Source organism: Pseudomonas sp. A0308 (genome assembly GCF_044218815.1).
Lineage (GTDB): Bacteria > Pseudomonadota > Gammaproteobacteria > Pseudomonadales > Pseudomonadaceae > Aquipseudomonas > Aquipseudomonas iridis.
Window position 1 is genome coordinate 333,001 of the sequence record NZ_CP162581.1, and the last position, 25,944, is coordinate 358,944.

Annotated in this window: 21 protein-coding genes and 1 tRNA gene; 7 read left to right on the top strand and 15 right to left on the bottom strand. The window is 60.1% G+C overall.

Annotated elements, in window-relative coordinates:
• Positions 1–9: 9 nt before the first annotated feature.
• Positions 10–1,341 carry an ATP-binding protein gene (locus AB4P92_RS01570; protein WP_200614280.1) on the bottom strand — a complete coding sequence of 444 codons (1,332 nt, stop codon included), beginning with the start codon at positions 1,339–1,341 and terminating at the stop codon, positions 10–12.
• Positions 1,338–2,048: a response regulator gene (locus tag AB4P92_RS01575; RefSeq protein ID WP_395598713.1), complete on the bottom strand. Its 711-nt coding sequence runs from the start codon at positions 2,046–2,048 to the stop codon at positions 1,338–1,340. Before AB4P92_RS01575 ends, AB4P92_RS01570 begins: the two co-directional genes overlap by 4 nt.
• A gap of 165 nt (positions 2,049–2,213) precedes the next feature.
• On the opposite strand from AB4P92_RS01575, the gene AB4P92_RS01580 reads away from it, so the two are divergent.
• From AB4P92_RS01580 to proP, 3 genes are all read left to right on the top strand, one after another.
• Positions 2,214–2,528 carry a hypothetical protein gene (locus AB4P92_RS01580; protein ID WP_042559089.1) on the top strand — a complete coding sequence of 105 codons (315 nt, stop codon included), beginning with the start codon at positions 2,214–2,216 and terminating at the stop codon, positions 2,526–2,528.
• Positions 2,528–3,187, top strand: a complete 660-nt coding sequence (locus tag AB4P92_RS01585; RefSeq protein WP_181818534.1) for a DUF3313 domain-containing protein — start codon at positions 2,528–2,530, stop codon at positions 3,185–3,187. The genes AB4P92_RS01580 and AB4P92_RS01585 overlap by 1 nt, the downstream gene beginning before the upstream one ends.
• Positions 3,188–3,447: 260 nt before the next feature.
• Positions 3,448–4,950 (top strand): glycine betaine/L-proline transporter ProP, encoded by a 1,503-nt coding sequence (proP, locus tag AB4P92_RS01590; protein ID WP_395598714.1) that lies wholly within the window; start codon positions 3,448–3,450, stop codon positions 4,948–4,950.
• Positions 4,951–5,013: 63 nt separating this feature from the next.
• On the opposite strand, the gene AB4P92_RS01595 is transcribed toward proP, so the two are convergent.
• Positions 5,014–6,129 (bottom strand): AI-2E family transporter, encoded by a 1,116-nt coding sequence (locus tag AB4P92_RS01595; protein ID WP_115148024.1) that lies wholly within the window; start codon positions 6,127–6,129, stop codon positions 5,014–5,016.
• Between the two features lie 251 nt (positions 6,130–6,380).
• On the opposite strand from AB4P92_RS01595, the gene AB4P92_RS01600 reads away from it, so the two are divergent.
• The gene (locus AB4P92_RS01600; protein WP_047301041.1) at positions 6,381–8,084 is read left to right on the top strand and encodes an amidase; all 1,704 of its coding nucleotides are present in this window, start codon (positions 6,381–6,383) and stop codon (positions 8,082–8,084) included.
• A 260-nt stretch (positions 8,085–8,344) separates the two neighbouring features.
• On the opposite strand, the gene AB4P92_RS01605 is transcribed toward AB4P92_RS01600, so the two are convergent.
• From AB4P92_RS01605 to fdnG, 8 genes are all read right to left on the bottom strand, one after another.
• Positions 8,345–8,812 carry a hypothetical protein gene (locus tag AB4P92_RS01605; RefSeq protein ID WP_395598715.1) on the bottom strand — a complete coding sequence of 156 codons (468 nt, stop codon included), beginning with the start codon at positions 8,810–8,812 and terminating at the stop codon, positions 8,345–8,347.
• An 84-nt stretch (positions 8,813–8,896) separates the two neighbouring features.
• Positions 8,897–8,992: transfer RNA gene (locus AB4P92_RS01610), tRNA-Sec, on the bottom strand.
• A 6-nt stretch (positions 8,993–8,998) separates the two neighbouring features.
• Positions 8,999–10,915 (bottom strand): selenocysteine-specific translation elongation factor, encoded by a 1,917-nt coding sequence (gene selB, locus AB4P92_RS01615; RefSeq protein WP_395599645.1) that lies wholly within the window; start codon positions 10,913–10,915, stop codon positions 8,999–9,001.
• Positions 10,912–12,324, bottom strand: a complete 1,413-nt coding sequence (gene selA / locus AB4P92_RS01620) for an L-seryl-tRNA(Sec) selenium transferase (RefSeq protein WP_395598716.1) — start codon at positions 12,322–12,324, stop codon at positions 10,912–10,914. Before selA ends, selB begins: the two co-directional genes overlap by 4 nt.
• Positions 12,325–12,372: 48 nt before the next feature.
• Entirely contained in the window at positions 12,373–13,299 is a 927-nt protein-coding gene (fdhE, locus tag AB4P92_RS01625; RefSeq protein WP_115148027.1) for a formate dehydrogenase accessory protein FdhE, read from the bottom strand.
• Positions 13,300–13,302: 3 nt separating this feature from the next.
• Positions 13,303–13,968, bottom strand: coding sequence for a formate dehydrogenase subunit gamma (locus AB4P92_RS01630; RefSeq protein ID WP_047301033.1), 666 nt, complete (start codon positions 13,966–13,968; stop codon positions 13,303–13,305).
• Entirely contained in the window at positions 13,965–14,900 is a 936-nt protein-coding gene (fdxH, locus tag AB4P92_RS01635; protein ID WP_395598717.1) for a formate dehydrogenase subunit beta, read from the bottom strand. Before fdxH ends, AB4P92_RS01630 begins: the two co-directional genes overlap by 4 nt.
• Entirely contained in the window at positions 14,901–17,966 is a 3,066-nt protein-coding gene (gene fdnG, locus AB4P92_RS01640; protein ID WP_395598718.1) for a formate dehydrogenase-N subunit alpha, read from the bottom strand. It lies immediately after the preceding gene.
• Positions 17,967–18,298: 332 nt separating this feature from the next.
• On the opposite strand from fdnG, the gene AB4P92_RS01645 reads away from it, so the two are divergent.
• Both AB4P92_RS01645 and AB4P92_RS01650 read left to right on the top strand, forming a co-directional pair.
• Complete coding sequence (locus AB4P92_RS01645) at positions 18,299–19,453, top strand: MalY/PatB family protein (RefSeq protein WP_395598719.1); 1,155 nt, start codon at positions 18,299–18,301, stop codon at positions 19,451–19,453.
• A gap of 166 nt (positions 19,454–19,619) precedes the next feature.
• Positions 19,620–20,399 carry a TSUP family transporter gene (locus tag AB4P92_RS01650; RefSeq protein ID WP_042559075.1) on the top strand — a complete coding sequence of 260 codons (780 nt, stop codon included), beginning with the start codon at positions 19,620–19,622 and terminating at the stop codon, positions 20,397–20,399.
• On the opposite strand, the gene nudC is transcribed toward AB4P92_RS01650, so the two are convergent.
• The 4 genes from nudC to AB4P92_RS01670 all read right to left on the bottom strand — a co-directional run bounded on the left by nudC (position 20,367) and on the right by AB4P92_RS01670 (position 24,708).
• The gene (gene nudC / locus AB4P92_RS01655; RefSeq protein ID WP_042559074.1) at positions 20,367–21,197 is read right to left on the bottom strand and encodes an NAD(+) diphosphatase; all 831 of its coding nucleotides are present in this window, start codon (positions 21,195–21,197) and stop codon (positions 20,367–20,369) included. The two genes, AB4P92_RS01650 and nudC, sit on opposite strands and share 33 nt — an antisense overlap.
• 5 nt (positions 21,198–21,202) lie before the next feature.
• On the bottom strand, positions 21,203–22,015 hold the full coding sequence (locus tag AB4P92_RS01660; RefSeq protein WP_395598720.1) for a crotonase/enoyl-CoA hydratase family protein: 813 nt from the start codon (positions 22,013–22,015) through the stop codon (positions 21,203–21,205).
• Between the two features lie 187 nt (positions 22,016–22,202).
• Complete coding sequence (locus AB4P92_RS01665) at positions 22,203–23,126, bottom strand: magnesium transporter CorA family protein (protein WP_047301020.1); 924 nt, start codon at positions 23,124–23,126, stop codon at positions 22,203–22,205.
• A gap of 7 nt (positions 23,127–23,133) precedes the next feature.
• Entirely contained in the window at positions 23,134–24,708 is a 1,575-nt protein-coding gene (locus AB4P92_RS01670) for a RimK family protein (protein WP_395598721.1), read from the bottom strand.
• A 92-nt stretch (positions 24,709–24,800) separates the two neighbouring features.
• Here AB4P92_RS01670 and AB4P92_RS01675 point away from each other — a divergent pair, with 92 nt between their 5' ends.
• Positions 24,801–25,901 (top strand): GNAT family N-acetyltransferase/peptidase C39 family protein, encoded by a 1,101-nt coding sequence (locus AB4P92_RS01675; RefSeq protein WP_395598722.1) that lies wholly within the window; start codon positions 24,801–24,803, stop codon positions 25,899–25,901.
• Positions 25,902–25,944 lie beyond the last annotated feature (43 nt).

A 25,944-nucleotide genomic window follows, 5' to 3' on the forward strand; every position in this document is an offset into this window, starting at 1 on the left:
AAGACGTGGTCATTGAATCGGCAACTCAACCCGCGCCACTAACCCGCCACCGCTGCGATTGCTCAACGTCAGTTCCCCGCCCTGCTCACGCACGATGGCCCGCGCCGCGGAAAGCCCGAGTCCGACCCCGCCGGTTTCGCGGTTGCGTGAGGTTTCGAGGCGTAAAAACGGATCGAACACGCGCTCCAGCGACTCTTCGGCAATCCCCGGCCCTTCGTCGCTGACCTCGATGCAGATCGTGTAGCCATCGCCGCTCAAGGCGATGCTCGGGTGTTGCGCGTACTTCTCGGCATTTTCCAGCAGGTTGACGATCACTCGTTTGATGCCAAGCGGCCGACCCTCATACACCCAGTGTGCCGGGCCGCTGTAACCGACGGCGATGTTCTGGTCACGGTAGTCATCGATGATGGTTTGCAGCAGTTCGGCAAGGTCAAACGCCGTGGTGGGTTCCCCGTGGGTGTCCTCGCGAAAAAACGCCAACGCGGCGTTGATCATCGACTGCATTTCTTCGATGTCACGAATCTGTTTGCCTTGGTTATCCAGATCTTCCATGAACTCGCTGCGCAAGCGCATGCGGGTCAGCGGTGCGCGCAAGTCGTGGGAGATGGACGCGAGCATGTGCGTGCGTTCGCCGATGAAATGCTGAATCTGCGCCTGCATGGTGTTGAAGGCGATGATCGCCTGGCGGATTTCCTCAGGGCCTTCGATTTTGATCGGCGGTGCGCGCAGATCACCCCCGAAACGCCGCGCGGCGCTGGCGAAACGCTGCAAGGGTTTGGCCAGTTGGCGCGTGGCGATCCAGGCCACCAGCAAGGTAGCGATCAGGCCGAGGGCAATAACCACCGCAATCCGCGTACTCGCCTCCAGCCCCCAAACCCGTTCCGGTGGGGTGAACGACAACCAACTGCCATCGACCAGTTGCACAAGTGCGGCATAGTGCGCCTGCGGGCTGTGGCTCGGCCAGTCGTCGGGGTTGAAGGCTTCCATGGTTCGGCCATCGGCCAACAGCAGTTGCAGCACCGGCACCCTGCCCGCTTCAACCGGATTGCCGCCCGCCGGCAGCCCGAAGTCGGCGCGCTGCGCTTTCCACGCCACTTTCAGCCGCGGGCTGCTTGCCGCGTCCGCCAACTGCGGGCGCAACGGTACTGGCGCGGCCTCGATCACGCGCACGGTAGCGGCAATCTGTTCCAGCAAACCGGTACGCTCAATCGGCGGACGCGCCCAGATCCCGGCGACCTGCACGAACAAGGCATTAAGGGCCAGCGACGTCAGCATCGCCGCGACGATAGTCAGGGCAATCCGCCGACTGAGGGTGTCGCGCCGCAGCATCCGGCGGATCACGAGCGGCTGACCTTGGCCGTGAACATATAACCGCCGTTGCGAACGGTGCGGATCAGGTCTGGACGCTTGCAGTCGGGCTCAATCTTGCGCCGCAACCGGCTGACCTGCACATCGATGCTGCGATCAAACGCGTCGTGGCCCTGGCCATGGGTCAGGTCGATCAATTGCTCGCGAGTCAGAATGCGTTGCGGATGCTCAAGAAACACCACCAGCAAGTCGAACTCGCCGCCGGACAGCGGAATCATCACGTTTTGCGGTGAGCGCAGTTCGCGGCAGGTGATATCCAGATGCCAACCGGCGAAGGCAATCACCGGCCGGGACGGTTCGCTCGGCTGACTGGCCGGTTCGCTCGCGCGGCGCTGCACGGCACGCAGACGAGCCAGCAGTTCACGCGGTGCAAACGGCTTGGTGACGTAGTCATCCGCTCCCAGCTCCAGGCCGACAATGCGGTCGCTCAGTTCGCCCATGGCGGTGAGCATGATGATCGGAATGGCCATCTGCGCGCGCACTTTCTGGCACAGACTCAAGCCGCCCTCCCCAGGCAGCATCAGGTCGAGAATGATCGTGTCCGGTCGCTGCTGCGCGATCGCCGCCCACATCGCCTCGCCGTCCGCCGCTACATCGACTTCATAGGCGTGCTGGACGAAGAACTTCTTCAGCAGCGACAGAATTTCCACGTCGTCGTCGACGATCAGCAGTCTGCTCACGGGCACAGGATCCTCAATCCAGAAAAGAGCGCATCTAAAACCATTCTGGCGTCCGGGTCATTTATTTCAATCGAGCAACATTCCTTCGCCAGTGACATCAACCGGACATCGTCCGGCAAAAACCGTCATGCATCCTGCACACCTTTCCAAATCAGGGGGTTGTTCATGAAGGCCTTACACAGCAGGTATACCGCCGAGGGGCATAACGCCCAATATCCGTTGATCCTCAGCCAGCGCACGACAGCACCGACACACGATACGCCCATCCTGTTTCAGGAGTTTTGCCTGGGATTGTCCAGTGATCAGAGCCGGATTGTCCTGCGCCGTTACTTCGAACAGTTCAGCCCGACCAACGCCCAGTGGGTGGAGTACGCCCATTCGATCCCGGCCGCCGACCTCATCCACTGGATCATGACCCACGGCCAGTTGCACATCGAGTGCTCGCAAGACACCCCGCCAAAGCACAAGGAATCGCATTGATGAGAAGCCATTGCCTGATGTCGATTTTGTGCACGGCGTCCCTGAGCATGTCGGCTTGCAGCAGCCAAAAGGTCGAACATACCGGGTTTCTGCACGACTACAGCGTATTGAAGGAGCACAAGTCGCCTTCGGGTCAGGACGTATTGGGTTGGGTCAGTCCGGCATTGGTCAGAGGTCGTTACACCCAGGCCTATTTGGCGCCGAGTCAGTTCTATCCCAGCGCAGAGCCGACTGACCGGATTCCACTGAGCACGCTGTCCGGGGTGACCGAGTATTACGACGCAGCCCTCAGGCATGAACTGGGCAAAGTGCTGCAACTGGTGTCCACGCCCGGCCCGAATACGCTGATCGTCAGGCCGGCTATCACCCGGGTCAGTGCCAGCACCCAAGGCCTGCAATTTTATGAATGGCTGCCGGTCACACTGGTCGCGGCTGGCGTGAGCACCGCCACCGGCATCCGCGATCAGGACAGTGAAATCGCCACGGAAGTCTCTTTCGAGGACGGTTCGACCGGCGAAGTGGTGGCCGAAGTCGTGCGCAAGGGCACCGGCGTGCCGCTGGAAAACGACAAACAGGTGCTGAGCGCCGACGACGTCAAAGTGGTGCTCGATGGCTGGGCCAGTGATCTGGGTAAATCGTACGTGGCGATTCGTAAGTAGAGCCCGTGGCCGGGTGCATCGGTCGTAAAGACGTTTTTTGTCTGATGTGAAGTGCAGCTTTCGACAGCCCTCGGGACACTGCCCCCCGTAGGAACTGTCGCGTGAAACGAAGCTGCGATCTTTTGATCTCGTGTTTGAAAATTAAAAAAAGCCGCGAGCGGTGAATTATTTCGTGTCCTCATGTATCAGACCCATTAAGCACGCGCCATCAAATAGATGGCATTGACGCGAAAAGATGGATCAGTAAAGAGAATACCCGGATGAAATCACGTAAAAGCAGCGTCAAACCGATTGGTCTGAAAGACATCACAATCGTCGATGACGTCAAGATGCGCAAAGCCATTACGGCCGCTGCACTCGGCAATGCCATGGAATGGTTCGACTTTGGCGTCTACGGCTTTGTCGCCTATGCGCTCGGCAAGATCTTCTTCCCCGGCGCCGATCCTGGCGTACAAATGATCGCGGCATTGGCGACATTCTCCGTGCCGTTCCTGATCCGGCCGCTGGGCGGTCTGTTTTTCGGCGCGTTGGGCGACAAGTACGGACGACAGAAAGTCCTCGCCGCGACCATCGTCATCATGTCCCTCAGCACCTTCGCCATTGGCCTGATCCCCTCCTATGACTCCATAGGTATCTGGGCGCCGATCCTGCTGTTGCTGGCGAAAATGGCCCAAGGCTTTTCCGTCGGTGGCGAATACACCGGTGCCTCGATCTTCGTCGCCGAATACGCGCCGGACCGCAAGCGCGGCTTCCTCGGCAGTTGGCTGGACTTCGGTTCGATTGCCGGTTTCGTCCTTGGGGCCGGTGTAGTGGTGATGATCTCGACGATTATCGGCGAAGAGCAGTTTCTCGAGTGGGGCTGGCGTCTGCCGTTCTTCCTCGCCCTGCCATTGGGCATGATCGGTCTGTATTTGCGTCATGCGCTCGAAGAAACGCCAGCGTTCCAGCAGCACGTGGAGAAACTCGAACAAGGCGACCGCGAAGGTCTGGCCCGTGGGCCGAAAGTGTCGTTCAAGGAAATCGCCACCCAACACTGGCGTAGCCTGATGACCTGCGTCGGTGTGGTCGCGGTGACCAACGTCACCTATTACATGCTGCTCACTTATATGCCGAGTTACCTCTCGCATAACCTGCACTACAGCGAAAACCGTGGCGTGTTGATCATCATCGCGATCATGGTCGGCATGTTGTTCGTGCAGCCGCTGATTGGTTTTGTCAGCGACAAGATCGGCCGCAAGCCCTTTATCGTCATCGGCAGCATTGGCCTGTTCGTCCTTGCCATTCCGGCGTTCATGCTGATCAACAGCGGCAAAATCGGCCTGATCTTCGCCGGGCTGCTGATGCTGGCGGTGTTGCTGAATTTCTTTATCGGCGTGATGGCCTCGACCCTGCCAGCGATGTTCCCGACGCACATTCGCTACAGTGCACTGGCGGCGTCCTTCAACATTTCCGTGTTGATCGCCGGCCTGACGCCGACCGTCGTGGCCTGGCTGGTGGAAAGCACCAACGACCTGTACATGCCGGCGTACTACCTGATGGTGGTTGCCGTGGTCGGTCTGATCACCGGCGTGACAATGAAGGAAACGGCGAACAAACCGTTGCGTGGCGCCGCCCCCGCAGCCTCTGACCTCGCAGAGGCGAAGGAGCTGCTGCAAGAACATCACGACAATATCGAGCAGAAGATCGAAGACATCGATGCCGAAATTGCCGAGCTGGAAGCCAAGCGCAACAACCTGGTGCAACAGCATCCACGGATCAACTGAACCATACGTGGCCCGGTGCAGAATCCTGCCCGGGCTGCTGCAACCTCTTCAGCACTGCGTGATTCAGGACAGATTTTGCTCTGGCGGCGATTCCAGCACCTGGGTGACGTCGTCGGGTTGATACACCCAACCCATAAACAACGCATAACCGACCGCCAGAATCACCGGCCCGGTGAACAACCCGATAATCCCGCTGGTCACCATGCCGCCGAGGGCGCCGATCAACACGACGGGCATCGGCACGGCCACGCCGCGTCCCAACAGCATCGGTTTGAGCACATTGTCGGAAAGCCCGGCAACCACCATCCACACGGCGAAAATCACCGTCGCGACGCTGACGCCTTGCTGCGCAAAAACAAAAATCACCACAGGTAGCGTGATCAACAGCACCGGCAATTGCGTGATGCCCAGCAACAGCACCAATAGCGCTAATATGCCGGCCGCCGGTACGCCCATGATCACCAGGGCGACGCCGATCAGCAGCATCTGGATAAAAGCGATGCCCACCACGCCCTGAGCTACGGCGCGAATGGTCGCCGTGCACAATTGGGCAATCTGCTGCCCACGCGCGGGCCCGGAAATCCGCGTGGTGACGGCGACGGCGGTGCGATGGCCGCTTTCACCGTAGGTCATGATCAGCCCGGCAACGATCAGCGCTACGACGAACACCACAATGCCCGCTCCCACCCCGGCCGCTTGGTGCAGCATCACTTTGCCCCAATCCTTGAGGTGCGGCGCCAGTTCCTGGAAAGCCCAGCTCAGATCCTGCGAAGCGTGCTGCCAGATGCCGAAAATCGGTGGCCCGATCAGCGGCCAGTTCTCGACATTGGCCGGCGGCGGCGGGATCTCGAATTGGCCGCTTTCAAGCACCTGCATCCCGCCCTTCACCGAGTCGGCCACCGAGGCGCCCAGCAGACTCAACGGCACCATCAGGATCAGCAATCCCAGCAACACCAAAATAACCGCCGCCCAGCCGTAGCGCTGACCAAGTTTTGCGCCGAGCATCCGGTTCAACGGGTACAGGGTGACGGCCAGGATCAGCGCCCAGAGCATCACATTGAGAAACGGATGGAAAATGTCGTAACAGAACAGCACCAACGTGGCGATCAACCCCGCACGGATCAGGACGTCAAGCAAAGCTCTGGAACTGTTGAAAGCGATCAGCGGCTTCTCGTCCATAGTGGTTTCCCTGTCAAGCGCATCGTTAGGAATGCGCTGAGCCTAGATCACCGCCTTGCAGTCTGCCTGTTTGATTGATGGGCCCGCCAAGGAGGCATCGATGGACAAAAACCATCCAGCCGATTACTCCGCGCCCGGCATGGTGTTAAATAGGCGCCAGTCTTAACCTTGTCGCTAAAGCCGTGCACGAGAACTGATATGAATAGCTCTTCAAAAACCCATGACGCTCAACTGCAATCGGCGGTGAACGCATGATCGAAGTCACTGAAGTTTCCATCGCCCAATTGCGCGCAGCGCTTGAGTCCGGCCAGACCACGTCGCTTGAGCTGGTGCAGGCCTATCTCGCCCGCATCGATGCCTACGACGGCGCCGACACGGCGACAGCGCTCAACGCGGTTGTCGTGCGCAACCCCGAAGCGCTGAACGAAGCGCGGGCCGCCGACGCCCGCCGCGCCAAAGGCGAAACCCTGAGCCCGCTCGACGGCATTCCTTACACCGCCAAAGACAGTTATCTGGTCAAGGGCCTGACCGCCGCGTCCGGCAGCCCGGCCTTTGTTGATCTGGTGGCTTACCGCGACGCGTTTACCATCGAGCGTCTGCGCGGTGCCGGGGCGATTTGCCTGGGCAAGACCAACATGCCGCCGATGGCCAATGGCGGCATGCAGCGCGGGGTTTATGGCCGCGCCGAGAGCCCGTACAACGCTGACTTCCTCACCGCACCGTTCGCTTCCGGTTCGTCCAATGGCGCTGGCACCGCCACGGCCGCAAGTTTTGCTGCATTCGGCCTGGCGGAAGAAACCTGGTCGAGCGGGCGCGGTCCTGCTTCGAACAATGGCCTGTGCGCCTACACGCCGTCGCGCGGTGTGATCTCGGTGCGCGGCAACTGGCCGCTGACCCCGACCATGGATGTCGTGGTGCCCTACGCGCGCACCATGGCTGACTTGCTCGAAGTCCTCGACATCGTCGTTGCCGAAGACCCTGACACCCGAGGCGATCTGTGGCGCCTGCAACCTTGGGTGCCGATCCCGAGTGTCAGCACCGTACGCCCTGCCGCTTACGCCGAACTGGCTGCCGACCGCACCGCGCTGGCCGGCAAGCGCTTCGCCGTGCCGCGCATGTTCATCAACGCCGACCCTGACGCTGGCACCAGCGAAGCGCCGGGCATCGGCGGCCCGACCGGCCAACGCATCAACACGCGCGCGTCGGTGATCGATCTGTGGAAACAGGCACGTCAGGCGCTGGAAGCCGCCGGTGCCGAAGTGATCGAAACCGACTTCCCGCTGGTCTCCAACTGCGAAGGCGACCGCCCCGGCGCACCGACCGTGTTCACCCGTGGGCTGGTGTCCAAAGAGTTCCTCCACCATGAACTGTGGGACCTGACCGCCTGGGCTTTTGACGACTTCCTGCAAGCCAACGGCGACCCGAAGCTCAATCGTCTGGTCGACGTCGACGGTGCGAAAATCTTCCCGCACGAGCCGGGCACTCTGCCCAACCGTGAGGGTGACCTTGTCGCCGGCATGGACGAATACGTACGCATGGCCGAGCGTGGCATCACGCCGTGGAATGAAATCTCCACTGTTCCCGATGGCTTGCGTGGCCTGGAACAAACCCGGCGCATCGATCTTGAGGACTGGATGGATAAGCTGGGCCTCGACGCCGTGTTGTTCCCGACCGTCGCCGATGTCGCCCCGGCGGATGCGGATGTGAACCCGGAGTCCGCCGACATCGCCTGGAGCAATGGCATCTGGGTCGCCAACGGCAACCTCGCGATCCGCCACCTGGGCGTGCCCACCGTCACCGTGCCGATGGGCGTCATGGCCGACATCGGCATGCCGGTCGGCCTGACCTTCGCCGGTCGCGCCTACGACGACTCGAGCCTGCTGCGCCTGGCCGCGGCGTTTGAATCGACGGGCAGTAAACGCATGATCCCGCCACGCACCCCGCCGTTGTCATAACGCGGTCAAGCTGTGGGAGCGAGCCTGCTCGCGAAAGCGGTGCTTCAGTTGATAGAAATGTTGCCTGATGCACTGAAATCGCTGGCAAGCCAGCTCCCACAATTTTATCTGTTACCAAAAATGGTGGGCACATCCCAAATCCCTGTGGGAGCTGGCTTGCCAGCGATGGCGCCGACTCAGTCAGCATCGCTTCGCGCACCACGTTGGCGTTCGGCGAAATGACAGTCGAAACCCCGGTGTTCGACAAACGCCTTCATCCGTCACTCCGGCATCTCAGCGATAATCTCAATCAGATCATCCCGGCTAATGTCATTGGCCTTGACCGCCGCGGCAACATCGCGCCTGGATAAAGGAAAACGTTTAAAAATGTCGTTCAACGTAACGGCATCAATGCTTTCCAACCACTGCGGGACAACCACCGAGCCGCCGTAATTCGGCTCCATCGTCACCGTTTCGTGATCAATCGGGCCTTTGTGGTTGAAGTAGACCAGATAACGCGTGAACCCTTCCGGGTAGCTTTTATCTTCATAAAGTGTGGTGCCCATCGGCAGTACATAGCTGTTTTCATCACCATAACGCCCGCCAATCAGCAGCGGTTCTGTGGTTCTGATCATTGGCATTCCACGTGTCACTGTGCCGTGCATGATCACGTAGTAAAGCCATCCCGCAGCATTCACACACACCAACAAGGTGAAGAACAGCAAGGTGCTTCTGGTTAGATTTTTCAAGCGGATCTCCGGCAGTCCATTGTCAGGATTGCCGGATGGTACAGGGTAGGCGCTGGCGAAGGCTGCGATCTTGTGTTTGCAAAGTGGCGGAAGGCAGCCGGAGTCGAACCTGCCCGGGAACGGATGCCGTCCCCAACCGGGTTTGAAGCCCGGCCGCGCCACCGGGCGCGATTGCCTTCCTTGAACTCAGTGCGCGTCCGCCATGGCCAACGCGTTGTCGTGACGGATTTGTCGTGATTCGCCGCTGCGCCGGGTCAGGCCGAGGCGATCGAAGTATTCGAGGTATTGAATTGAGCGTTTGCGTCCCAAGCCTAGCGCATCGCGGAAGGTTGTCACTTGGATCTGCGGATTTTCCTTGGCCAGTTGCAGCAACACGGCCACCATTTGCTGCAGCATCGCGTCGCTGATAAACAGGTCGCGCACCACTTGATGCATCAGCCCAAGGCGCGCGAGTTTGCGCAGCAGCAAGCGGACGACGGCGTCGTCCTGCTCAACAACTCCTCCGATGTCGCGCACCCACGGCGGATCGAATCCTGCCTGCTCGAACAGCGGTTGCAGTTGAAGCCACAAGGTTTCGTCTTCGGCATTCAAGCGCACCTGATGATCCGGCAGGTGCAGCCACGGCCCGCTGGCGTTGATCGAACCGGCGCCGAGCAATTCCTCCAGCAGACTGCCGAAAATAGAACGCTCCAGCGCCAACCCGCTGAAACGCCGCAGACGATCCCGATCCGGGCCCATCTGATCGGGCTCCAGTTCATGAAACTTCGTCAGTTGTTCCAGCAGCGTGAATTTCAGCTGACCCCAGCGCTGTACGTTGAACAGCACCGGCCCTTGGCGTGTATCGATCAACCGGACGTTCTGCGGCAATGACCAGTCTTCGCGGGGACGATTGAACTGGCGCTCCAGCCGCTGCGGATCGAGGCCGCCGGCGCTGTGATTGAGCAACACCGGCAGCACCTGCTCAAAACGTTCACTGCGCGCCAAGGCCTCAAGTTGCGCCAGCCGTTCGGGGCTGCGACGTTGGCGGACCGGGGCGAACGGGTCGAGCACTTGGCCGCCGCCGAGGGTACGTTGCGCACTTTGGTCGCGCAGGATCAGCCGATCCCCCTTCACCGCGTGCACCGGCGCGTTGATCAGCAATTGCGCGAACATGCGTTCGCCGGGGTTCAGGCGCGGGCCTTCGAGCAGGGCGACGCGGGCGATCACGTCTTGAGTGCCGAGGTGCAGATGCGCCGGGTGGAAGTGCTCGAAGGGGCGTTCGCCGGGCAACAGTTGAAACTCGATATCGACCCGTTGCGTTGGCGCGTACAGCCACTCGCTCAGCAGCCATTGGCCGCGGTGGATTTGCTCCAGTGCCAGACGATCGCCGCTGATATTCAATGCCACGCGCTGCCCGGCGCCCCCGTGTTCGGAAGGCTGATTCTGCGCATGCAAACCACGAACCCTTACGGCTTTACCGGCAGGCCCCAAAAGCAGTTTGTCGCCCACCGCGACCACGCCCGATAGCGCCGTGCCGGTGACCACAATTCCCGCACCGGCAACGCTGAAGGCGCGATCGATGGCCAGACGAAAACCACCGTCACGACTGCGTTCAAGCACTTCACGTTGGCTCTGCAACAAGATCTGTCGCAATTCATCAATGCCCTGCCCGCTCACGCTCGATACAGCCAAAATCGGCGCCTCGGCAAACGGCCCGGCTTCGAGCAAGTCCAGCGTCTGGCGCTGCACTTCCTCCACCCTGCCCGCTTCGACCCGGTCGCATTTGGTGATCGCCACCACCGCACGCGGAATGCCGAGCAACTGGACAATCGCCAGATGTTCGCGGGTTTGCGGCATCACGCTGTCATCCGCCGCGATTACCAGCAACACCAGATCAATGCCCTGCGCGCCGGCAAGCATGTTGTGGGTGAATTTTTCATGGCCGGGTACATCGATAAAACCGCTCAGCCCGGCACCCGGTTCCAGCTCGGCATACAGATAACCGAGGTCGATGGTCATGCCGCGCTCGCGTTCCTGCGGGCGGCGGTCGCCGGTTTGCCCGGTCAGCGCTTGCAGCAACGAGGTTTTGCCGTGGTCGATGTGCCCTGCCGTGCCGACAATCATTGCGCGACCTGCAAGAGCGGCAACTGCGCCAGCCATGCGGGCTCGTCGTCGAGTTGGCGCAGATCCAGCCACAACGCGTCGTCATCGATGCGCCCGAGGACCGGGATCGGCAAGGCACGCAGCGCTGCTTCAAGGTTGAGCAGATGACGGCCGCGCAATCGCCTGGACACTTGCGGCCGCAAACACAGCGCCGCACTGGGCAGGCGCGCCACCGGTTGGCTGCCACTGCCGATCATGCCGAGTGACTGCACGGCACCCACACGCCAGACCTCGCCCAAAACGTCAGCCATGGCCGGTTGCAATCGTGACGCTTGCGCAAAAATGTCGGCTTGCGCACGGGTCAACAGGCGCAGACTCGGCAATCGCTCGGCCAGTCGATCCGGATCGCGATACAAACCCAGCACGGCTTCCAGCGCCGCCAGGGTCAACTTGTCGACCCGCAATGCACGCTTGAGTGGGTTCTTCTTGATCTTGGCGATCAGCGCTTTGCTTCCGACAATCAATCCGGCCTGCGGGCCGCCGAGCAACTTGTCACCGCTGAAGGTGACGATATCGGCACCATCGAGCAGCGCCTGTCGCACCGTCGGTTCCGCCGGCAAACCCCAGCGCGTCAAATCCAGCAGACTGCCGCTGCCCAGATCCTCCAACAACGGCAGCCCGTGACGATGCGCCAACTCCGCCAACTCGGCGGTCGGCACCCGGGCCGTAAAACCCTCAATGCTGTAATTGCTTGCATGCACACGCATGATCAAACCGCTGCGCGGGCTGATCGCTGCTTCGTAATCACGGGCATGAGTGCGATTGGTGGTGCCGACTTCGTGCAAACGCACGCCGGCGCGGGCCATGATGTCGGGGATGCGAAAAGCGCCGCCGATCTCGATCAACTCGCCGCGCGAGATGATGCCTTCCTTGCGTGCACCGAGGCTGTTCAGCGTCAGCAGCACCGCCGCGGCATTGTTGTTGACCACGGTGACGGCTTCGGCGCCGGTCAGTTCGCGGATCAGGCCTTCGATCAAATCATCACGATCACCGCGTTTACCGCTGGCCAGATCGAATTCCAGATTGAGCGGATAACGCGCCGCCATTTGTACCGCTTCGATGGCTTCTTCAGGCAATAGCGCCCGGCCGAGATTGGTGTGCAACACCGTGCCGGTCAGGTTGAACACCCGCCGAACCTGGCTGCGTTGTTGCTGCACAAGCCGTTCGCCCACCCGGCCGGCCAGCACTTCAGGACTGATTTCAACCGCCGACAACTGCCCGCTCAACACACTGGAGCGCAGTTCATCCAGCAGCTGTCGCAAACTCGTCAGCAACGCCTCACGCCCATAACGCTCGGCCAGCGGCAGACACACCGGGTGACGCAACAAACCATCAATGGAAGGTAATCGCAGGGCAACACTTGCAGACATCTGCCACTCCCGAAACAAAAGACTGTCCGGCGAGTGTAGACGCTGCGCTCATTCGTCTCCCGGTGCCAGCAGCAGATTGGGTGCCAGACGCTGATAGCCGTCCTGCGCCAGACGCATGTCCAGCAGCAAACTGCTCAGATCGGCCGACAACGCCTCGGCGTCGGCATCGTTCTCCAGATAGAGCAATTTCAGATAGCTGTTGCAGCCCGGACAGACTTCGGCGCGCAATGGCGCCTGATTGGCCGCGTGGCGATCGTCCTCAAAACTCAGGTAGTCGAGGCCTTTGCTCGACTCGCAATACACGCATTTGACCCTCACCACGTGCCATTCACAGGCGCACAGCGAACACACCAGATAGCGCAAGCCGTTGTGTTTGCCGCGATGGCGAACTACGCCGATCATGGCTGGTGAACCACAGGCCGGGCATTGGCTGAGGCTGTCGCCGGGTTTGAGTTGCAGGTTGGGCGCGCTCAGCAGCCAGTGGCTCCACGCCGCTTGCAACGCCGCGCCAAGAAACGGCACCAGTTGCGCCGGCACCATGGAATATTGACCGCTGACCAGCGCCACCGCCCAACTGCGCAATTGCCCGGAGTCGGCGCTACGCAGCACGCTGATTGCATCGATCACGGCGGGTTGCGCCGGGGGTGCGTAGCGTTGCAGCAGAGCCGCAAGCCAGGCTTGCCAGTCATCTTCGCGGATCAACGTATCGGCGCCGAACGGCGGCAAACCGTGTTGCTGGCACAGGGCAAGCCGTTGCTGATCGACTGGCCCGGTCGACGGCGGATCATCCAGCACTTGCTGCTGAGCCCGGCACAAACCGGCGATCAAGCGCAGATACTCGGCCAACGGGTGCCCCTCGGCCAATCGCTCCAGACGTTCGGCGCGCAAGGTAAAAAGGTTGTGCGGTGGCAGGTGCAGAAACGGCGGCGAACTGGCCGCCGCTTCGATTTCTCCGGGTTCAAGAATGCTTGGCAAAGGTCAGCCCTTTTTGGTGATCGGTCGCTCTGGCACGTCCGGTTGACGCTCGTCGCGGGTGATGTCGCGATACCACAGTGCGTGGTGTTTCTTCGCCCAGGCGCGGCTGACCCAACCATGCAGCATCGCGTCGACCGAGCCCTTGATCCACAGCCCGGCGTAGATGTGGATGATGATGCTGAGGATCAGCACAAACCCGGCCAGTGCATGCAGCAGCATTGACCAGCGGATCAGGGTGATGCCGAAAAACGCGCTGAACCAGGCGCGCCAGATCACCAGCCCGGTGAACAGCAACGCGAGCATGCACAGCAGTAAAGTCCAGAACAGCAGCTTTTGCCCGGCGTTGTACTTGCCAACCGGCGGCACGGCTTCTTCGTCGTTGACCAATACCCGATCAATGCGCCGCAGCCACTGCCGGTCGTTGGCGATGAAGAAATTGGCACGCCAGAAATTGAACACCAGACCGAGAAACAACACGAACATCGCCACACCCATGAACGGGTGCAGAATCCGCGTCCACGGTCCACCGCCAAACAGATTGGTCAGCCAGAACATCGATGGATGAAACAGCGCCAGTCCCGACAGCCCGGCCATGAAAAACAGAATCGCCACCAGCCAGTGATTGGTGCGCTGGTTGGCGGTGTAACGCAGGATCGTCTTGTTGCTCATGGCCGGTCCTCCCCGCGTGGGTCGAAGGTATGCACCGCCGGATCAACGACATGCACCGAGGTGTCGGGCGCGGTCGAATGTTCATCCTCTTCAACCCGATTCGGGCCGATGCGCACGTAGTGGAAGAACCCGGCCAGCACCGCTGCGCCCATCGCCAGCAGGCCCAGCGGTTTGCTGATGCCTTTCCACAAGCCCACCAGCGGACTGATGGTTGGCGCGTCGGGCAGACCGGCGTAAATCCTCGGCGTGTCGGCGTGGTGCAGCACGTACATGACGTGAGTGCCGCCGACGCCGGCCGGATCATACAAACCGGCGTTCTCGAAGCCACGGCTTTTTAGGTCGACGATGCGTTCGGCGGCGTGTTCCTTCATGTCTTCTTTGGTGCCGAAGACGATGGCGCCGGTCGGGCAGGTTTTCACACAAGCCGGCTCCAGGCCTACCGCGACTCGATCCGAACACAGGGTGCACTTGTACGCCTTGTGATCTTTTTGCGAGATACGCGGAATGTTGAACGGGCACCCGGTGATGCAATAACCGCAACCGATGCAGTGATCCTGATCGAAGTCGACGATGCCGTTGGCGTGCTTGATGATCGCGCCGGGGCTCGGACACGCCGCCAGGCATCCCGGCTCGGCGCAGTGCATGCAGCCGTCCTTGCGGATCAGCCATTCGAGGTTTCCGGCGTCGGTTTCGTGCTCGGTGAAGCGCATCAGCGTCCAGGATTCTGCGCTCAGATCCTGCGGGTTGTCGTAGGTGCCGTGGTTGTGACCGACCTCGTCGCGCAGTTCGTTCCATTCCGAACAGGCGACCTGGCAGGCCTTGCAACCGATGCATTTGGTGGTGTCGATCAGCTTGGCCACCGCCTCCTGATTCCTCACCGAAGGCGGCACCGTGGTGGTGGCCGAGCGGGCAATGATGTCTTGGCTGGCCATTTAGATTTTCTCCACGTTGACCAGGAATGACTTGGATTCCGGGGTCTGTGTGTTGCCATCGCCGAGGAACGGCACCAGGGTGTTGGTCAGGTAACCGTGACGCGTCAGGCCGGTAAAACCCCAGTGCAACGGGATGCCGATCTGATGCACGACCTGGCCGTTGACCTGCAGCGGCCGGATCCTTTTGGTCACTACCGCGACCGCTTCAATAAATCCGCGTTTGCAACTGACCCGCACTCGATCACCTGCAGCGATGCCCTTCTCTTTCGCCAGCACCTCGCCGATTTCGACGAATTGCTCAGGCTGGGCAATCGCGTTCAACTTGCAGTGCTTGCTCCAGAAGTGGAAATGCTCGGTCAAGCGATAGCTGGTGCCGGCGTACGGGAAGTCCTTGGCTTCGCCGAGGGTTTCCCACACCGAATCGAAGATCCGCGCTGCCGGGTTGCTGGTGGCCTGTTTGTTTTGCGGGTGCAGCGGGTTGATGCCGATGGGGGTTTCGAACGGCTCGTAATGCTCGGGGAATGGCCCTTCATTCATCTTGTCGACGGCGAAGAATCGCGCCACACCTTCCGGGTTCATGATGAACGGGTTCATCCCGGCTTCCGGCGGCACGTCGGCCTTGTAGTCCGGCACATCGGTGCCGGTCCAGACTCTACCGTTCCACCAGACCAGACGCTTTTTCGGGTCCCACGGTTTGCCCGCAACGTCTGCGGAAGCGCGGTTGTACAGAATCCGCCGATTGGCCGGCCAGGCCCAGGCCCAACCCTGGTGCTGATGCATGCCATACGGGTCGGCATTGTCGCGCCGGGCCATCTGATTACCGGCCTCGGTCCAGCTGCCAGCGAAAATCCAGCAACCGGACGCGGTGCTGCCGTCATCCTTGAGCAACCCGAACCCGGCCAGTTGCGTGCCAGCCTTGACCGTTGCGCCGCTGGCATCGGTGAAGTCTGTGACGGCGCTGCCGTTGATCTCTTTGGCCAGTTCTTCCGGGGACGGTTCGTCGGCGATCTTGTACGGCCACGTCAGTTTCAGCAGCGGGTCGGGAAACTTGCCGCCCTCAGCCTGATAACGCTTGCGCAGGCGCAGGAACAGCTCGCTCATGATGCGGATGTCGGTCTGCGCTTCGCCCGGGCCATCGGCGCCCTTCCAGTGCCATTGCAGCCAGCGGCTGCTGTTGACCAGCGAGCCGTCCTCTTCGGCAAAACAGGTGGTCGGCAGGCGAATGACTTCAGTCTGGATCTCTGCGCTTTTGACGTCGTTGTACGGTCCGACGTTGTGCCAGAACTCCGACGTTTCGGTGGCCAGTGGGTCCATCACCACCAGCCATTTGAGTTTGGCCAACGCGCCCATCACGCGGTTTTTGTCAGGCAACGCAGCGATGGGATTAAAGCCCTGGCAGAAGTAGCCGTTGACCTTGCCCTGGCTCATCAGGTCGAACATCTTCAACACGTCATAGTTGGGGATGTCGAGTTTCGGCAGATGGTCGTAGAGCCAATTGTTCTCCGCGGTGGCGTGGGCGCCGTACCACGACTTCATCAGGCTGACGTGGAATTTGCTGTAATTCTGCCAGTACGAGAGTTGCCCCGGCCGCAACGGTACTTGCGTACGTTTGTGGATATAGGTGGCGTAATCCTGCTCGGTGTCGGTGCCCAATGACAGATAGCCCGGCAACGCATTGGAGAGCAATCCGAGGTCGGTCAGGCCCTGAATGTTCGAGTGCCCGCGCAAGGCATTCACCCCGCCGCCCGGCATGCCGACATTGCCCAGCAACAGTTGCACCATCGCCGCACTGCGGATGATTTGCGCGCCGATCGAATGCTGGGTCCAGCCGAGCGCGTAGAGAATCGTCATGGTCTTTCCCGGTATCGAGCACGTGGCGATTTCGTCCCAGATTTTCTGCATGGCATCGACCGGCATCCCGCAGATCTGGCTCGCGAGGTCGATGGTGTAGCGGCTGTAATGCTGCTTCATCAGTTGATAGACGCAGCGCGGATCTTGCAGGGTCGGGTCGACTCTGACGAAGCCGTCCTCGCCCATTTCGTAGCCCCAACCGGATTTGTCGGTATAGCTGCGCTTGGCCACGTCGTAGCCACTGAAGATGCCGTCCTCGAAGCCATAACCGGCTTTGACGATGAACGATACATCGGTGTAATTGCGCACGTATTCGTGCTGGATCTTGTCCTCGGTCAGGAGGTAATTGATCAAACCGCCCATGAAGGCGATGTCGGTACCGGTGCGAATCGGCGCGTAATAGTCGGCCACCGAAGCGGTCCGGGTAAAACGCGGATCGACCACGATCAGCCGCGCGGCGTTGTGCGCCTTGGCCTCGGTCACCCATTTGAAGCCGCACGGATGCGCTTCTGCTGCGTTGCCGCCCATCACCAGAATCAGATTCGCGTTAGCGATATCGGTCCAGGTATTGGTCATGGCACCACGGCCGTACGTCGGGGCAAGACTTGCCACCGTCGGACCGTGTCAGACACGCGCCTGGTTATCGAACCCCAGTAGACCGAGGCTGCGAATCACCTTCTGGGTGATATAGCCCGCTTCGTTGGACGCCGCCGAGGCCGCGAGGAATCCGGTGGTCAGCCAGCGATTCACCGTTTGCCCGTTGGCATTTTTCTCGATGAAATTGGCGTCGCGGTCGGTTTTCATCAGGTCGACGATGCGGTCCAGCGCTTCATCCCAACTGATCCGCGTCCATTCGCTGCTGCCAGGTTTGCGCGTCTGCGGATACAGCAAACGGCCCGGGCTGTGAATGAAGTCCAGCAGGCCCGCGCCTTTTGGACAGAGAGTGCCACGGTTGACCGGGTGGTCGGCGTCGCCCTCGATGTGGATGATATTTTGCGCGACATTCTTCCCGGCATCGCCCTGGCTGTACATGATCAAGCCGCAGCCGACCGAGCAATACGGGCAGGTGTTGCGGGTTTCATGGGTGTGGGCAAGCTTGAAGTGACGCACCTGCTCGGCGAAGGCAGGCGTCGGGGCCATGCCCAGCGCGCCCAGGCTTGAGCCTGCAAGGCCGATACCGGCGACCTTGAAGAACTGACGACGGCTGAGATCCATCGTGCACTCCTGATCAGGTGGAACCCGGTACTGATGCCGGGCTTTATCTGGACAAACACGGTTGAGGCAACGGGTGCCCGCTTTTTCACTGTAGACAATGACCACACAGACTGTGTGAAAACCGACCGTCGGCCGTTTGTCGGGGCTCTCCCTGACAACTTCAATTCCCTGTGGGAGCTGGCTTGCCAGCGATGACGTCGGCACATCCAACAATGATGGTGACTGATCCACCGCTATCGCTGGCAAGCCAGCTCCCACAGGTTTTGTGTGCTCCCACAAGGTCATGGGCTTATCATGGCGGACAGAACTCACCCGCCTTCACGAGACCGCGCATGACTTTCGATTTTGATCAGGTATTCGACCGCCACAACACGGGCAGCACCAAGTGGAGCCGCTATTCGGCCGACGTGCTGCCGATGTGGGTCGCTGATATGGATTTCGCCGCGCCGCCGGTGGTCATCGAGGCGCTGCAGCAGCGCCTGCTGCACCCGCTGGTGGGTTACAGCGTCGCGCAAGACAACCTGCGTGAAGCCATCGTTGCCGACCTCTGGAACAAGTTCGCCTGGAAGGTGCAGCCGCAAGAGCTGATCTTCCTGCCAGGCGTTGAATCCGGTTTCAACATGGCGCTCAAGGCGCTGGTGCAGCCGCAGCAGAATGTCGTGGTGCAAGTGCCGAACTACCCGCCACTGCGCCATGCGCCGGCTCATTGGGGTTTGAACAAGGTTGAGCTGGAATTCGTGCCGCAGGCTGACGGCACCTACGCCACGCCGCTGGACACTTTGCGTGATTCGCTGAACGGTGGCGGCGCGCTGCTGTTGAGTAACCCGCACAACCCGATCGGCAAAGTGTTCGGCCGCGATGAGTTGCAAGCAGTGGCAGACATCTGCGTAGCGCAGGACGCATGGATCATCTCTGACGAAATCCATGCCGAGCTGTGCTTCGATGGCCGCGTGCACATTCCAACCGCTTCGCTGAGCGCGGAAATCGCCCAGCGCACGATCACCCTGATGTCGGCGAGCAAGGCCTACAACATCGCCGGTCTCAAGACCTCGTTCATGATCATCCAGGACGCCGACCTGCGCGAACGCGTCAATCACGCCCGTTGCGGCATGGTCGACAGCGTCAATCCGCTGGGCATGGAAGCCACCCGTGTCGCTTACAGCGAAGCTGGACCATGGCTTGCCGAGTTGAAAACCTACTTGCAGGCCAACCGTGATTATCTGGTTGAAGCGGTTCGCAGCCGTTTGCCGGGCGTGACCATCAATGTGCCGCAGGGGACTTATCTGGCCTGGCTCGATTGCTCGGCGCTGGATCTGGAAAACCCTCAGCAGTTCTTCCTTGAACAGGCCAAGGTAGGTTTGAGCGCCGGGCTGGACTTTGGCGATCAGAATCAGCAATTCGTGCGGCTGAACTTCGGCTGCCCACGGTCGTTGCTGGAAGAAGGGATTGCGCGGATGGCGCGAGCGTTGGCTGGTCGCAACGCCTGACGCTTAGCCAGAAGCTCCTGCAGGGTCTTTGAGATCAACGCAAAAACCTGTGGGAGCGAGCCTGCTCGCGAAGACGTCCGTCGACTCGCCGCAACAATTGGAAATGAGTAACATGGCAGCCCTCCGCGCAGCCCCGATCTGCGCCCCTGCCGAATAAGTCGACTCCATGCCTTTTGAACTCAGCGTTGACCTCACCACTTTGGCCATTCTGGCCGTTGTCGCTTTCGTTGCCGGTTTTATCGATGCCATCGCCGGCGGTGGCGGTCTGTTGACCACGCCTGCGCTGCTGACCGCTGGCCTGCCGCCGCATCTGGTACTGGGCACCAATAAACTGAGTTCAACCTTCGGTTCGGCGACGGCCAGTTTCACTTTCTACCGGCGCAAGCTGTTTCATCCTCGCCAGTGGATGCACGCGATTGTCGGCACCCTGGTCGGTGCGTTGACCGGTGCCGTCGTCGCTCATTACCTGCCGGCAGAATGGCTGAACAAAATGCTCCCGGTGATCGTCTTCGCCTGCGGCCTGTATCTGCTGTTCGGCGGCACGCCAAAAGCGCCGCTGGACAGCAACGCGCCGATCAAGAAGAAGTGGCAATCGACCCAAGGCTTCAGCCTCGGTTTCTACGACGGTGTGGCCGGTCCCGGCACGGGGGCATTCTGGACCGTCAGCAGCTTGCTGCTGTACCCGATCGACCTGGTCAAGGCCAGCGGCGTGGCGCGCAGCATGAACTTCGTCAGCAACATCGCGGCGCTGTCGGTGTTCGTGTTTTCCGGGCAAGTGGACTGGATCATCGGCCTGAGCATGGGCCTGTCGGTGATGGTTGGCGCATTCTTTGGTGCGCGCACCGCGATCAGCGGTGGCGCCAAGTTCATTCGTCCGGTGTTCATCACCGTAGTGCTGGGATTGACCGTGCGCCTAGCCTGGCAGCACTGGTTCAGCGTGGCCTAAACGCCGCGCCACATAAACGTCGATCAGATAACGTGCAATCGATTTTGACGCCGGCAAAGGCGGCAGGTCGTGCACGTTGAACCACTGGGCGTCTTCGATCTCGTCTTCCTGACAAACAATCTCCCCGCCCGCGTATTCCGCGTGAAAACCCAGCATCATCGAGTGCGGGAACGGCCAGCACTGGCTACCCAGATACTGGATGTTCTTCACCTCGATCTGCACTTCTTCGCGCACCTCGCGAATCAGGCAGTCCTCCGCCGATTCGCCCGGCTCGGCGAAACCGGCCAGCGTGCTGTAAACCCCAGTGACAAACCGCGGTGAGCGTGCCAGCAGAATCTCGTCGCCACGGGTAATCAGCACGATCATGCTCGGCGAAATCCGCGGATAACTGCGCAGATCACACGGCTGGCAATACATCGCCCGCTCGCGCGGCACTTGCCTCATGGCCTGCCCGCAATTGCCACAGAAGCGGTGTTCACGGGCCCAGGTGCCAATCTGCGCGGCATAACCCAGCACTTTGTAGATCGTGTGATCGCCGTCGAGCATGAACGCCCGCAGGCCCTTCCAGCTGCAACCCATGACCTCGCTGGCACTGCGCAATTCCAGCAGGTACACCGGCTCGCCATCGAGGTGGCCGATGCCATGCTCGGTCAGCACCGACAAGTCCTGACGCTTGAGCCATTCCCGTGGGAACAGCGCGCCGTTGTCGTCGAACAGAAAGCCTTCGGGGCTACGCGCCACGGCCCAGCCGCCGGGTTGATCGGTGTCCAGTACTGCAGTGGTCCAGCGAGATGTCATGGTTCTCAATCCACAAATTCGGGTTTCTGTTTGCTCATATGGGCGGCCATGGCCACGCGCAAGTCGGTGGATTGCAACATGGCGGCGTTCCAGGTGGCAACGTATTCGAGGCCGTCGTCGATGCGATGGTCACGCATGTAGCTGATCATTTCCTTGGTGCCGGCAATTGCGATGGGCGACTTGGACGCGATGTCGCGAGCGATATCCAGCACACCTTCGAGCAGCGCGTCCTTGTCACTGTAAACGCGATTGACCAGACCGATGCTGCGCGCTTCTTCAGCGCCAAAGCTGCGACCGGTGTAAGCCAGCTCACGCAGCATGCCGTCACCGATGATCCGTGGCAACCGTTGCAAAGTGCCAACATCGGCGGCCATGCCGATATCGATTTCCTTGATCGAGAATTGCGCGTCTTCGGCTGCGTAACGCATGTCGCAGGCGGCGATCAGATCGATCGCGCCACCCAGGCAATAACCCTGAATCGCCGCGATGACCGGTTTGCGGCAGTTATCGACGGCGTTGAACGAGGCTTGCAGGGTCAAGATCTTTTTGCGCAGCAGGCGCGCGTTGCGGCCGACATCCTTGCCCAGTTCATCGGCGACGCCGGCGAGCATCATCAGGTCGATGCCGGAGGAAAAGTGTTTACCGTTGCCGCTGAGCACCACCACGCGCACTTCGTCGGTGTCGTCGATCCACTGGAAAATCTCGACGATCTCGCTCCAGAACGCGGCGTTCATCGAGTTGATCTTTTCCGGACGATTGATCTGCACATGGGCGATATTGTCGGCCAGTTCGACGCTGAAGGCGGAGTATTGAGACATGGCAGTGATCCTTTACCGGGCTGAAATGAGGCCCGAACTATAACAAGGCATCACGGTGGCGGTTCGGCCAAAAGCGGGACTGTCAGAAATACATAAACCGTGTAGGAGCTCCCGAAGGCTGCGATTTTTTGATCTTGAAAATCAAAAGATCGCAGCCTTCGGCAGCTCCTACAGGGATTACCAACGATCAACTGGCCAAACGCCGTAGACCAAACAACATCCCTCCCGCTCCCAGCAACATCGCCGCCAAAAACAGCGGATACGAGACCCACCACGGTGTTCCTGCCGTCATCATGCTGAACTCCGACATTCCGCCAATGCTCGCAATCAGGTTCAACGGCAAAAACACCACGTTGATCAACGTCAGTTTGCGCAACAGGTTGTTCATGCTGTTGTTCATCAGGTTGCCGCGCGCGTCGATCAGCCCGGAGAACACCGTGGAGTAAATCTCCGCCTGTTTGTAGCACTGGTTGTTTTCGATGATCAGGTCGTCGATCAGGCCGATCGCTTCGCTGTTGAAATGCAGTTTTTCGGCGTGGTTGCGCAGCCGCGTCAGCACTGCGCCGTTGCTGTGCAGGGCGTTGATGTAATAGATCAGGCTTTCGCTGAGGTTGAACATCTGCACCAGATGCTGGTTCTGCATCGAGGCATTGAATTTTTGCTGCAACTCGCGGGCGACCAGTTTGATCACCTTCAAGTGCCCGAGGTAGTGATGGATGTTGTTGAACAGCAGGTCGAGCAGAACATCCAGCGGCGTGTTTAACGGTTGGCGCGTGCCGAGGCCGTGCAGCGGCGTGTCGTCGGTGGCGATCACCAGCAACTGCCCGGGCGAGAACAGCAAACCGCACGAAGACACCTCAAACGCCAGACTGCCGCCGCCGGAATAGTTTTCCGGGCGCTTCCAGATCAGGAACAAGTGGTCGGGGTGAAACTCGATTCGCGACACTTCGTCCGGATCGAGTGCCGAGGCCAGTGCGTGCTCATCGACTTTGAAATGACTGTGCAGCAGGTCACGCTCGGCGGCGTCGGGATCGCTGAACAGCATCACCTCGGCGTCCAGTCGTTCGACTCGCTGCAAGGCGCCGCGGCTCAATGCAAAACTGTTGATCATCGGCGCTTCACCATGCCTGGCCGCGACGCTTGAGCTCCAGCCGCCGCACGAACTCTTCCAGCACCAGTGAATACAAATCGTCCTGCAAATAAGCGTCTTCGATGCCGGCGTCCAGGTTCGGGTTGTCGTTCACTTCGATCACCACCACCTTGTCGCCAGCCTGTTTCAGGTCCACACCATAGAGACCGTCGCCGATCAGGTTGGCTGTTTTCACCGCCAGTTCCACCACGGCGCGGGGGGCCTCGTGGATCGCCATTGTCCGGCATTCGCCGTTGATGTCCTGACCCTTGGCCTTGTGGTTGTAGATTTGCCAGTGTCCCTTGGACATGAAGTACTGGCAGGCGAAGATCGGTTTGCGGTTGAGCACGCCAATGCGCCAGTCGTACTCGGTGTAGAAAAACTCCTGGGCCAGCAACAGCACCGAATGTTCGAACAGCTCGGCCGTGGCTTCGAGCAGCGCATGCTGGCTTTCGACCTTGATCACACCCCGCGAGAAACAGCCATCGGGGATCTTCAACACCAATGGAAAACCAAGCCGTTCCCCTACCCGTTCGAAATCTTCGGGTCGCTCCTTGTACAGAATCTCCGTCGCCGGCATGCCCAGTTGATGGCTGTTGAGCAGGTCGGTGAGGTAGACCTTGTTGGTGCAGCGCAGAATCGAGGCCGGATCGTCCATCACCACCAGCCCCTCGCTTTCAGCCTTCTTGGCGAAACGGTAGGTATGGTTGTCGACGCTGGTGGTTTCGCGAATCAGCAAGCCGTCGTACTCGGCGAGTCGCGCGTAATCCTTGCGCTCGATCAGCTCGACGTCGATGCCCATGGTCTTGCCGACCCGAACAAAGTTCGCAAGCGCCTTGCTGTTTGATGGCGGCAGCGCTTCCTGCGGATCGTGCAAGATCGCCACGTCATACCGCGCCACTTGCCGGGAACGCGGCACCCGCCAGACTTTGCGGCTGAAGCCATCAAGGGCATTGGCGAATTGATCTTCCTGGTCGTCGCGCAACTTATGTAACGTGCCGGACTTTATGCCCTCGATGTGCCAACCGTTAGTTCGACGAAACTCAACTAACAGAATCGGACAGGGAAACACTTCAAACAATTGTCGAGCCAGATCCTGTAATGGCTCGATATGAGTTTTGCCAAAGTACAACGTCAGGGTAAAACCTTCGGTATCGCTATATAGATGATGACTGAGGGCTTTTTCCAGGGTTTTATCGAGGTCGTCCAGCGCCAGGCCGTAAAGTGATTTTTTGGTCAGTTCGCTGATCGTGCGAACCGACGGAATCACTTTGTGCCCGCGGGCTTCGGCAAGTAGCGAGCAGTAATAGCCATGGCCGAGGTACTTGTAGCTGCGGCACAGATTGATCACCTGCACACGCTTGCCCGGCTCGCTGTCACGTGTTTGCTCGAGGTATTCCTGCGCCGTGATGATGTCCTCGCTGGGGAAGTACGAAGCCCAATCTTCCTTGCGCTCGACAATGATCAACACTCGACTGGAAGTGCCAGTCGCTGAATTTAAATAAGTTGCCGCCGGCAAATTTTGCTCGGATACTTCGCGCCAATGACCCTGTACCGCTGACATAGAGATTGATCCGTTGGAGAACAAGACCTTTTCTATTAAGCACGAAATTTTTCGAAAGTCTCGTTTCGTTACGCAACTTTTACGGTGGTCATATGAGTGCTGTTTTTCGTTTGGCGGTAGTTGAAGATCTGCCGGCGTTGCTGGCATTGGAAATGCAATGTTTCACCACGGACGGGCTCAGCCGTCGCAGTTTTCACTGGATGATTACCCGCGCCCACGCACAGCTGCTGGTGGCCGAGGTCGACGGCCATTTACGGGGTTACGCACTGGCGTTGTTTCACCGCGGTACGTCGCTGGCGCGCCTGTATTCCATTGCCATTGCCGCCGAGGCGCGCGGGAGCGGATTGGGTAAACAACTGCTGCAACGTATCGAGGCTTGCGCGCTGGAACACGATTGCGCGTACCTGCGCCTGGAGGTACGCACCGACAACCCCGCCGCCATTTCCCTGTATGAACGCAACGGCTACCGGCGTTTTGCACTGATCCACGATTACTACGAAGACCATGCCGACGCGCTGCGCCTGGAGAAACGCATTCTCCAGCATAGAGACTCACGCAGCATCAAAGTGCCTTGGTACGGTCAAACCACCGATTTCACCTGTGGCCCGGCGTGTCTGTTGATGGCCATGGGGGCGTTGCAGTCAGAACGCTTGTTGGAGCGCCGTGAGGAACTGCAGATCTGGCGCGAGGCGACGACCGTTTTCATGACGTCGGGGCATGGTGGTTGCAGTCCGCAGGGATTGGCGCTCGCCGCATGGCGACGGGGATTTCGCGTGCGTCTGGAGTTGAGCCTGGCGGGGCCGTTGTTCCTCGACGGCGTACGCAATGAGCATAAAAAAGACGTCATGCGCCTGGTTCATGAAGAATTCACCGCACAGTTGGCGCAGACCGATGTCGAGCGCGTGATCGGTGCTCCGCTGGATTTGCCGCGCTTACTGGAAGCGGGAGGCCAACCTCTGGTGCTGATCAGCAGCTATCGGCTGACTCGATCGAAATCGCCGCACTGGGTGGTGGTGACCGATTGCGATGAGGATTTCGTTTACCTGCACGATCCGGACGTCGACCATAGCCAGCACCGCCAGCCCATTGACTGCCAGCATGTGCCGGTCAGTCATGGCGAGTTCGAGAAGATGTGCCGGTTTGGGCGGGGGAAGTTACGAGCGGTGGTGATTCTTTACGCTCGTAGTGAGTAGTCGGCCCCTGATGCTGATATTGAACCTGTAGGAGCATTTCGGC